This window comes from Flavobacterium sp. ACN6 (genome assembly GCF_002304005.1).
Classification (GTDB): Bacteria; Bacteroidota; Bacteroidia; order Flavobacteriales; family Flavobacteriaceae; genus Flavobacterium.
Window position 1 is genome coordinate 159,369 of sequence record NZ_MRCQ01000012.1, and the last position, 10,449, is coordinate 169,817.

The window sequence follows — 10,449 nt, forward strand, 5'->3', positions numbered from 1 at the left end:
CGCAGAGAAAATCATTGGCGTTTTTGTCATTCCCAAGAACGAGGAATCTCCGTAAGAAACTCCTTAATCAAAATCGCAAATCTTTGTCGAGCTCCTTGTGGAGATTCCTCATTCCTCGGAATGAAAATGATTATGGAAAGATCCGAAGTATGCTATATTGTAGGGACGGATTTTAATCCGTCCTTTTTTTATATAAATAAATTAATCTAACTCTTTTTTCAAAAACTTAGCCGTATAACTTTTTTTATTTTTAGCTACTTCTTCCGGAGTACCTTTTGCGATTAATTGTCCGCCGCCTTTTCCGCCTTCAGGGCCAATGTCGATAATGTAATCTGCAAGTTTGATTACGTCCATATTATGCTCGATTACCAAGATGGTGTTTCCTTTATCAACCAATTTATTGATTACTTCCATTAAAACACGAATATCTTCAAAATGCAATCCGGTTGTAGGTTCGTCAAGAATGTAAAATGTATTTCCAGTATCTTTTTTAGACAATTCTCCAGCCAGTTTTATACGCTGCGCTTCACCACCCGAAAGCGTTGTACTTTGTTGTCCTAGCGTAATATAACCTAAACCAACATCTTGAATAGTTTTGATTTTTCTATATATCTTAGGAATGTTTTCAAAAAACGGAACTGCTTCATCAACCGTCATATCCAAAACATCTGAAATAGATTTTCCTTTGTATCTAATTTCCAAAGTTTCTCTATTAAAACGTTTCCCTTGACACGTTTCACATTCAACATAAACGTCAGGTAAAAAGTTCATTTCGATTGTTCTTACACCAGAACCTTCACAGGTTTCGCAGCGTCCGCCTTTTACATTAAAACTAAAGCGTCCCGCTTTGTAACCGCGAATCATACTTTCAGAAGTCATGGTAAACAGATTTCTAATTTCTGTAAAAACTTCTGTATAAGTTGCTGGATTCGAACGTGGCGTTCTTCCAATTGGACTTTGGTCAATATCAATTACTTTATCAATATGTTCTAAACCTTCAATCTTTTTATAAGGCTGTGGTTTTTTTACACCGTTAAAATAATACGCATTTAAAATCGGGTAGAGGGTTTCGTTAATCAAAGTCGATTTTCCGCTTCCTGAAACTCCTGTAACGCAGGTTAATTGTCCTAAAGGTATTTCGATCGAAACATTTTTCAGGTTATTTCCGGTTGCTCCAGTTAGTTTTAAAAACTTACCATTTCCTTTTCTGCGTTCTTTTGGAATCTCTAGTTTCATCGTACCGTTCAAATATTGAGCGGTAATTGTGTTTGATTTTAGAGTTTCTGCAGGCGTTCCAATACTAATGATTTCGCCACCGTATTTTCCAGCTTTTGGACCAATATCAATTACATAATCTGCCGTTTCGATCATGTCTTTATCATGTTCTACTACAATAACAGAATTTCCGATATCACGTAATTGTTCCAAAGATTTAATTAGTTTTTCATTGTCTCTTTGGTGTAAACCAATACTCGGCTCGTCCAAAATATACAAAACCCCAACCAATTGCGAACCAATTTGTGTAGCCAGACGAATACGCTGTGCTTCACCACCAGAAAGTGATTTTGAACTTCGGCTTAAAGCCAAATAATCTAAACCAACATTCATCAAGAAATTCAAACGGTCTTTGATTTCCTTTACAACTTCAGATGCAATTAAAAGCTGTTTATCGGTTAGATGATTATTTAAATCACTAAACCAAGCTGTTAAATCTGAAATATCCATATCACATAATTCCGTGATATTTTTCCCATTTACTCTAAAAAACTGTGCTTCTTTTTTTAGACGAGAACCTTCACAGACAGGACATTTAATTTCGTCCATAAAGTCTTTTGCCCAGCGTTTTATACTCGTTGTCGCGCTCTCGTCGTATTGATTTTTGATGAAATTAGAAATTCCTTCAAAATCAATTTTATATTCCCTTGTAACGCCAAGATCTTTTGAGTTTACAGCAAATTTATCTTTCCCGCCATGTAAAATCATGGACATCGCTTCTTCAGGAATTTTCTCAATAGGATCCGTAATTTTAAAACCAAATTTTTCTCCAATGGTTTCTAACTGCTTAAAAATCCAAGAAGATTTATATTCTCCAAGAGGTGCAAAACCACCGCTTTTAATAGATAATTTAGGATTCGGAATAATCTTTTTTACATTGATTTCATGAACCGTTCCTAATCCGTTACAATGCGGACAGGCTCCTTTTGGCGAGTTAAATGAAAATAAATTCGGCTCTGGATTTTGGTATGAAATTCCAGTTGTCGGACACATTAAATTCCTGCTGAAATAACGAACTTCATTGCTGTCCTGATCTAAAATCATCAAAACATTTTCACCATGATGCATTGCGGTATTGATACTTTCAGACAATCTTTTCTGATTATCCGGGGTATCTTCAATCTGCATTCTGTCAACTACAATTTCAATATCATGCGTTTTGTAACGGTCTAATTTCATTCCAGAAACCAAATCCTGAACTTCACCGTTTACACGAACTTTTAAAAATCCTTGTTTAGTGATTTGTTGGAATAATTCTGCATAATGTCCTTTTCTGGCTTTAATAACAGGAGCAAGAATATTAATTCGTTTTCCATTATAATCCTGAATAATCAAATCTTTAATTTGTTCATCAGAGTACGAAACCATTTTTTCGCCTGTGTTGTAACTGTAAGCATCTGCGCCGCGAGCGTATAAAAGTCTCAGGAAATCGTATATTTCGGTAATTGTTCCAACGGTAGAACGCGGACTTTTACTCGTAGTTTTTTGTTCGATGGCGATAACCGGTGAAAGTCCATCGATTTTATCCACATCCGGGCGTTCTAATCCGCCAAGGAATTGTCTCGCATACGCCGAAAAAGTTTCAACATAACGACGCTGGCCTTCGGCATAAATAGTATCAAATGCCAAAGATGACTTTCCAGAACCAGATAAACCTGTTATAACAACAAGTTTTTCTCTCGGAATGGAAATGTCTATATTTTTTAGATTATGAACTCTTGCACCAAGAACTTCAATAGTATTGTCTTTTTCTAACATAATTTTGAGCAAAACGCAAAGTTACCACTTTGATTTGTTCTTTTTGTGCTCGATAGCAAAACTTTATGTTACAATTAGTAACAAAAAACGCTAACTGTGAGTTAGCGTTTTCTTTTTCGGGTTGCCATATATTCTTCGATAGCTTCTTTGGTTGTGTACCAATTTCGGCCTTCTTTGTAAGCGTCAATTTTTCCTGTTCGGGCTAGTAAGCTTACATATTCCTGACCGTAATGGGCTTCTGGTTCGCTTACGATATTTTGTATGGGCTGATAATCGTAAGTGCTTCCTGGCATGGCTGTTAAATAGATATTTAAAGTTCTTTCGAGAGCCTGGCACATCAAAAGAGTTAATTTTTGATAATTGCCATTGTTTGCCTGATTAAGCGCTTCGTAATATTTCTTTCGATCATTCTTTAAAATAATTGCAGGAGGAAAGCCGCAACGCATCAATAATAAATTCATGCTCAAACGAACGGTTCGCCCATTTCCATCAAAAAAAGGATGTATCCAGACTAGTTTATGATGATAAATAGTAGCGAGTTCAATATCATTTAATCCTAAAGGATTTGTGTTTATAAACTCAATTAATTCATCAAGATAATCTGAAACTTTATTTGCATTTGGAGGCATGAAGTTAGCTCCTGAAATTCGAACACCGCCATTTCGAATGCGTCCTGCAAAATCGTCTTCAATAGAACGAAGGACTAAGCCATGAATCGAAAGAATATCAATACTTCTTAGTTTGTAATTATCATCAACAATTGAATATAAATAATCAATTGCTTTATCGTGATTGTGCGTTTCGAAATGTTCCCGAAGCGATTTACCCTTAATCGTAATTCCTTCCTGAATTACCATTTGGGTTTCGCGCAAGCTCATTGTATTTCCTTCAATGCTATTAGAATTGTATGTCCATTCTAGAGATAAACTCTCGCGAATTTTGTGCAAAGCGATATTGGGCAATGGTCTGCTGTTTTGCAGGTCAAGCCTTTTTTGGTACAATCTATCAAAAGTTGATTTAAATTCTTCTCGGTATGTTAAGTTAATATTCCACATAATCCTACAAAAGTACTTCTTAATATCGGATGGTGCAAATTTTTAACTTATCCGATATTAAGCTTATTCAATTGTCATGGAACGCAGTTTTGTTCTATAAGCCTCTAGCGCTATTGATTTAGAAATGAAGCCGTGGTATTTGCCATTTCGTAAAACAGGAAGAAATGCCGATTTTGAAATTTCAAATTTACTCATGACGATTTCCATGCTGTCAAAAGAAGTAATGGTTGCGGCCGGCGTTTTCATCACGTCTTTAATTTGTGTGTATTTCACGCGGTACGGATTGAAAATAATTTCTCGGATATCATTAAAATGCACGACTCCGACCAAATCTTTTTCATGATCAACAACGGCAAATACGACTTGATTGGAATGCGAAATAAGATCGACTAATTTACCTAGATTTTCTTCAGGATGAACCGTTAAATAATCACATTGAATGATAGCATCAATATCTAAAGTCGATAAAATATTAGAATCTTTATTACTGGTAAAAGCATGGCCTTTTTTAGCTAATCCTTTTACGTCAAGCGAATATTTTTCAAAACGTTTTGAAATAGCGAAACTAATGGAAGATACAATCATAAGCGGAATCATTAATCCGTAACCTCCTGTTATTTCTGCAATTAAGAAAATAGCCGTTAATGGGGCATGAAATAAACCACTTAAAATACCAGCCATTCCAACCATTGTAAAATTGGAAATAGGAAGTTTTGATAAACCTATAAGCGTTACAAGTTTAGAAAAGAAATACCCTAAATACGATCCTAAGAATAGAGAAGGAGCGAAGTTACCACCGTTTCCACCGCTTCCAAGAGTAAGACCAGAAGCAAAAACTTTCATCATCATTGTTGCGCCTACAAAAAGCAGTAAAACCCATTGATTGTTTCTAAAATCTGCAAACAAAGTATTGTCTAATATTTTCCCTGGATCTGATTCAGATAATGTTTTAATACTTTCATAACCTTCACCAAATAAAGTAGGGAAAATAAAAATAAGCAATGCTAAAAGCGATGAACCTATTAATGCTTTTCTGTACGGGCCAATTTGCTGCTTTGAAAAATAATGCTCTACTCTTTGAAAATTACGAGAATAGTAAATAGCAACCAGTCCGGTAAGAACTCCTAAAAGAACATAAAAAGGGATATTATGATAATCGAATGTTTCTTGTTTTTTGAAGCTCAAAAGAATGCTTTCGTCCAAAACAATGGCAGAAACTAAGGCACCAGTTGCGGCAGAAATCATAATAGGAGTAAAGGCAGAAATGCTGACATCTACCAACAAAACTTCAATAGCAAAAAGAACTCCAGCGATTGGCGCATTAAAGGCAGCCGAGATTCCAGCCGCAACACCACATCCAATTAATAATGTTCTGTCTTTGTATTGCAGTTTGTAGTTTTGGGCAAAATTAGAACCAAAAGCGGCACCAGTTATCACAATCGGACTCTCTAAACCCGCAGAACCACCTAAACCAACCGTTAACGAACTCGTAATAATTTGAGCGTACATCTGCTTTTTCGGAATGATACTGGCTTTTTTAGCCACTGCATAAAGGATTTGTGAGGTACCTTTTTGGATAGTTCCATTCAGGACTTTTTTAACCACAAAAACGGTCAGCATTATTCCGACAATAGGTAAAATACTATTGATGAAACTTAATTTCAGAATTCCGTTAATGTAAGTTGCAAACGAAAATACGCTGTGCGCAAAAGTTTTAAGTACAATAACGGCAAGGGAACACGATATTCCAATTAGAACGCTCGATAAAAAAATAAACTGTTTTGGAGTCATTAAGGATTGTCCCAAAGCAATTATGCTTTCTAATCTTCTGAAATATTTCTTTAGCATTCTCTTTAAAAATTATCGTTCTTACAAAATTAGTTTATAATCTTAGATTAAAAAAATAAAAGGACCAGTATTAAAAACCAACAGCGGTATCATCACCTCTAAAGTCGGCTCCTGCTTCTAATTTTTTATCTGGTAAAACCAAAATAGCATCTACTTTTCCAATAATAGGAGTTGGTTTTTCGTTTATGAGATAATTTTTAGCTTTTAGCTTGTCTATTGTTTTGGTGTCAAAAGTATTAGGTTCAAAGGTAATTAAATCAGGCAGCCATTGATGATGAAAACGTGGTGCATTTACCGCAGCCTGCATACTTAAATTATATTCATACACATTTAAAATGGTTTGCAAAACAGACGTAATAATCGTAGAACCGCCTGGAGTTCCCACAACCATAAATAGTTTTCCATCTTTTTCTATAATTGTTGGCGTCATAGAACTCAACATGCGTTTTTGGGGTGCAATACTGTTTGCTTCATTTCCAACCAATCCAAACATATTTGGAGAGCCTGGTTTGGCACTGAAATCATCCATTTCATTATTTAAGAAGAAGCCTAACTCATCGCAATAATATTTTGAACCGTAGCCGTCATTCAATGTAGTAGTTGCAGCAATTGCATTTCCAAATTGGTCTACAATAGAATAATGTGTAGTTTCGGTGCTTTCTGCATAATTCACTTTTCCTTCTTTTATTTCAGAAGATAAAGTCGCTTTTTCAGGATTAAAACTTGCCATTCGGTTTCGTAAATAATCCTCGGACAATAATTCTTTTACAGGTATTTTGACAAAATCTGGATCGCCTAAAAAGAAACTTCTATCAGCATAAGCTCTTCTTTCTGCTTCTACAATAAATTGAATGGATTGGTCAGAATTATGTCCCATTTTAGCTAAATCATACGGCTCAAGCATTTTTAAAATTTGCGCTAAACAAATTCCACCGCTGCTTGGAGGAGCCATCGAAGTAATTTTTAAATCTTTATAAGTAAATTGAAGCGGTTTTCGCCACTTTGCTTCATATTTGGCTAAATCCTGCAGGGTAATGATACCGCCTTTTTTCTGAAGATAATCGACTAAAATTTTGGCCGTTTCACCTTTGTAAAATTCATTTCGCCCTTTCTTCTGAATTCTTCTTAAAGTTTTGGCAAGTGCTGGATATTTTATAGTATCATTTTCTTTAAAGTTTCCAGATAAAAGAGAAGATTCACCGTTTATTTTAACAATGCTTTCGTGATAATCTTTTAGTCTCTTTTCTTGCTTTTTTGTAACTACAACACCTCTTTCTGCCAAAGCAATAACAGGTTCTAAAATTTTAGAAATCGGAATTGTTCCGTACTTTTTATGTACAGCAAAAACACCGGCAATAGTTCCAGGAACACCAATTGCAAGAGCAGTTTCGGTGCTTTTTCCTTTAATGACATTTCCGTCACTGTCCAAAAACATATCTTTTGTTGCCGCTAATGGCGCTTTCTCTCGATAATCTAAAGAACCGACTTCACCATTTGCTTTTCGATACACCATAAAACCGCCGCCGCCAATATTTCCAGCGAAAGGAAAAGCAACTGCCAGCGCCAATTCGGTTCCTACCATAGCATCAAATGCGTTACCGCCCCTTTTCATGATATCGGCTCCAATTTTTGAGGCTTCTTCACGGGCAGAAACGACCATTGCTTTTGTCACAACTAATCCAGTTGGATTTGCATTTGTCTGCTGTGCATTGGAGTTGAAATATATGAGGGCAATTAAAAGCGTAATTTTTTTCATTTAAGCGTAGGTTTATAATGGAGAATAACGATTTAAAGAGAAATCAATTTTGCTTTAGCCTGTACTTTTATTTCTTCAAAAAAGGAAGTAAATTCTTCTTCAAAATCGTCGTAAAATTCATTCAGTTCTTCAATTGCAAATTGCATTTTAGAAATGTTCTTAGAACGGCGGTCCATTTGAGTCAGAATTTGATGGATCCCTTCAGTAGTTTGATAACTTAAAAGCCAGTTTCTCTCAATCATATAAGGCATTAAACCTTGTGTTTTTTCGGTTAGAATATCATAATTATCATGCAGCGAATTATAGAATCGGTTGATGAAACTCTCTAATTTTTCGTCTGAATAAGTAGTCCAGTTTTTGGCCAAAAAATGATCATAAACAATATCTACAATTACTCCCGAATAATGATGGTATCTGTCGTGTAAGCGTTTGGTGCTTTTTCTAAAAATATCGTGCGAATCGGTATAAGTATCTATGAAGCGATGCAGTAAAATTCCTTTTTGAACATCTTCTGGAAAATGGGCAAATTGTTTTCCGCGAATTCCATCGGCCATAAAATTTCCAATTTTGATTAAATCATTTTCGCCAGAAAGATATATGTGGGCTAAGAAATTCATTTTTTTTGAGTTGCTAAGGTTCTGAGATTCTAAGTGGCTAAGATTCTCATGCGCTAAGTTATTTTAGTAAATGTATAAAAACTTTTTTAAATGATTTTGTTATAAAACTGAGTTGTTCTAACACAGCTGTGGAATGTTAATTTTGAAATCTTACAAATTTAGCGCCTGAGTAACTCGGTAACTTTTATATATTTGTAATAAAATAACCCTAACTCACAAAAATGACTCTAATAAAATCTATTTCTGGAATCCGTGGGACGATCGGAGGAAAAGTAGGAGATAATTTAACTCCTGTTGATGCAGTAAAATTTGCGTCGGCATACGGAACTTTCTTAAAAAATAATATTGCTAAAGATAAATTGACAGTTGTAATTGGTCGTGATGCCAGAATTTCTGGACCAATGATTCACAACTTGGTTGTAAATACTTTAATAGGTTTAGGAATCAATGTAATTGATCTTGGACTTTCTACAACACCAACCGTTGAAGTTGCTGTGCCTTTAGAAAAAGCAGATGGCGGTATCATTTTAACTGCTTCGCACAATCCAAAACAGTGGAACGCTTTAAAATTATTAAATGCTAAAGGAGAATTTTTGAGCGGTGCAGACGGTGCTAAAATTCTTGAAATTGCTGAAGCTGAAGCTTTCGATTTTTCAGATGTTGATAGTTTAGGTGAAATTACACTAAACGATGCGTACATGGATATTCATATCGATGAAGTTTTAAACTTGCCATTGGTTGATATTGAAGCCGTTAAAGAAGCTAAATTTAAAGTTGTTGTTGATGGAGTAAATTCATCTGGAGGGATTATTATTCCTAGACTTTTAAAATTAATGGGAGTTGAAGTGGTAGAATTATACTGCGAACCAAACGGACATTTTCCGCATAATCCAGAACCTTTAAAAGAGCATTTAACGGATATTTCTGAATTAGTTGTTAAAGAAAAAGCGCATTTAGGAATCGTTGTGGATCCAGATGTAGATCGCTTGGCTTTTATCAGCGAAGACGGCGAAATGTTTGGTGAAGAATATACTTTGGTTGCTTGTGCAGATTATGTATTAAGTAAAACTCCAGGAAATACAGTTTCGAATATGTCATCTTCTCGTGCCTTACGCGATGTAACTGCTGCACATAACGGAAGTTATGAAGCAAGTGCAGTAGGTGAGGTCAATGTTGTAGAATTGATGAAGAAAAATAACGCTATTATCGGTGGTGAAGGTAACGGTGGAATCATCTATCCTGAATTGCATTACGGAAGAGACAGTTTGGTTGGAGTTGCTTTATTCTTGACGCATTTAGCAAATAAAAAAATCAGTGTTTCTGCTTTAAGAGCCTCTTATCCGGAATATTATATGAGTAAAAATAAAATTGAATTGACACCGCAAATTGATGTCGATGCGATTTTAACTCAAATGACAGAGAAATATAAAAACGAAGATATTTCTACAATTGATGGCGTAAAAATTGATTTCGCAACAGAATGGGTTCATTTAAGAAAGTCAAATACAGAACCAATTATTCGTATTTATACTGAAGCACCTTCTCAAGATGCGGCAGATAAATTGGCTCTTCGTATTATTGACGAAATTAAAGTAATAGCTGGAATCTAAGATTTTAGTTTTTTAATAGAACAAAGGGCTGTCTTCAAAAAAGTAGACAGCCCTTTTTCTTTTTTTTTTACGAAAACTCAGCTTTTTAGTTTGTCACGTGAAGTTATCATTCCATAGGAATGTTTCATCGGTAGAAAAAAAAATTGCCAGCCTCATTTACACGTTCGGTATGAACGTGTGATATTCAGATTGTTAAAAAATTATGTAAATCAAACGTTCCTACGGAACGAAAAATCGGATAACGTTATAATTTTCTACCGATGAAATGTTCCGATGGAACAAAATATTTATACTACTAAAAAGGATGTCTCCATTTTTGAGACTTTATTTGTTTTTTATGAAAGCCTGAAATTAGCTCTTTAGTTTTTCGCGTGAAGTTATCATTCCGTTGGAATGTTTCATTGGTAGAAAAAAAATTGCCAGCCTCATTTACACGTTCCGTAGGAACGTTTGATATTCAGATTGTTAAAAAATGATGTGAATCAAACGTTCCTAAGGAACGAAAAATACGCTAACATTATAATTTTCTA

At 35.0% G+C, this 10,449-nt stretch carries 6 protein-coding genes; 1 reads left to right on the forward strand and 5 read right to left on the reverse strand.

Annotated elements, in window-relative coordinates:
• Nucleotides 1-201: 201 nt before the first annotated feature.
• The 5 genes from uvrA to BSF42_RS17685 all read right to left on the reverse strand — a co-directional run bounded on the left by uvrA (nt 202) and on the right by BSF42_RS17685 (nt 8,309).
• Complete coding sequence (uvrA, locus tag BSF42_RS17665; protein WP_095954413.1) at nt 202-3,033, reverse strand: excinuclease ABC subunit UvrA; 2,832 nt, start codon at nt 3,031-3,033, stop codon at nt 202-204.
• 101 nt (nt 3,034-3,134) lie between these two features.
• A complete protein-coding gene (locus tag BSF42_RS17670) occupies nt 3,135-4,088 on the reverse strand; it encodes a Fic family protein (RefSeq protein WP_095954414.1) in 954 nt (317 codons plus the stop codon).
• Nucleotides 4,089-4,151: 63 nt separating this feature from the next.
• Entirely contained in the window at nt 4,152-5,936 is a 1,785-nt protein-coding gene (locus BSF42_RS17675; protein WP_095954415.1) for a chloride channel protein, read from the reverse strand.
• Nucleotides 5,937-6,006: 70 nt separating this feature from the next.
• Entirely contained in the window at nt 6,007-7,692 is a 1,686-nt protein-coding gene (ggt, locus tag BSF42_RS17680; RefSeq protein WP_095954416.1) for a gamma-glutamyltransferase, read from the reverse strand.
• Between the two features lie 32 nt (nt 7,693-7,724).
• Nucleotides 7,725-8,309, reverse strand: a complete 585-nt coding sequence (locus BSF42_RS17685) for an ACP phosphodiesterase (RefSeq protein WP_095954417.1) — start codon at nt 8,307-8,309, stop codon at nt 7,725-7,727.
• A 221-nt stretch (nt 8,310-8,530) separates the two neighbouring features.
• Here BSF42_RS17685 and glmM point away from each other — a divergent pair, with 221 nt between their 5' ends.
• A complete protein-coding gene (glmM, locus tag BSF42_RS17690; RefSeq protein ID WP_095954418.1) occupies nt 8,531-9,919 on the forward strand; it encodes a phosphoglucosamine mutase in 1,389 nt (462 codons plus the stop codon).
• Nucleotides 9,920-10,449: the final 530 nt, after the last annotated feature.

What these genes read in the sequence shown, in the direction of transcription:
- BSF42_RS17670 (WP_095954414.1), bottom strand. Translation starts at nt 4,088, where the DNA reads ATGTGGAATATTAACTTAACATACCGAGAAGAATTTAAATCAACTTTT.
- uvrA (WP_095954413.1), bottom strand. Translation starts at nt 3,033, where the DNA reads ATGTTAGAAAAAGACAATACTATTGAAGTTCTTGGTGCAAGAGTTCAT.
- glmM (WP_095954418.1), top strand. Translation starts at nt 8,531, where the DNA reads ATGACTCTAATAAAATCTATTTCTGGAATCCGTGGGACGATCGGAGGA.
- BSF42_RS17685 (WP_095954417.1), bottom strand. Translation starts at nt 8,309, where the DNA reads ATGAATTTCTTAGCCCACATATATCTTTCTGGCGAAAATGATTTAATC.
- BSF42_RS17675 (WP_095954415.1), bottom strand. Translation starts at nt 5,936, where the DNA reads ATGCTAAAGAAATATTTCAGAAGATTAGAAAGCATAATTGCTTTGGGA.
- ggt (WP_095954416.1), bottom strand. Translation starts at nt 7,692, where the DNA reads ATGAAAAAAATTACGCTTTTAATTGCCCTCATATATTTCAACTCCAAT.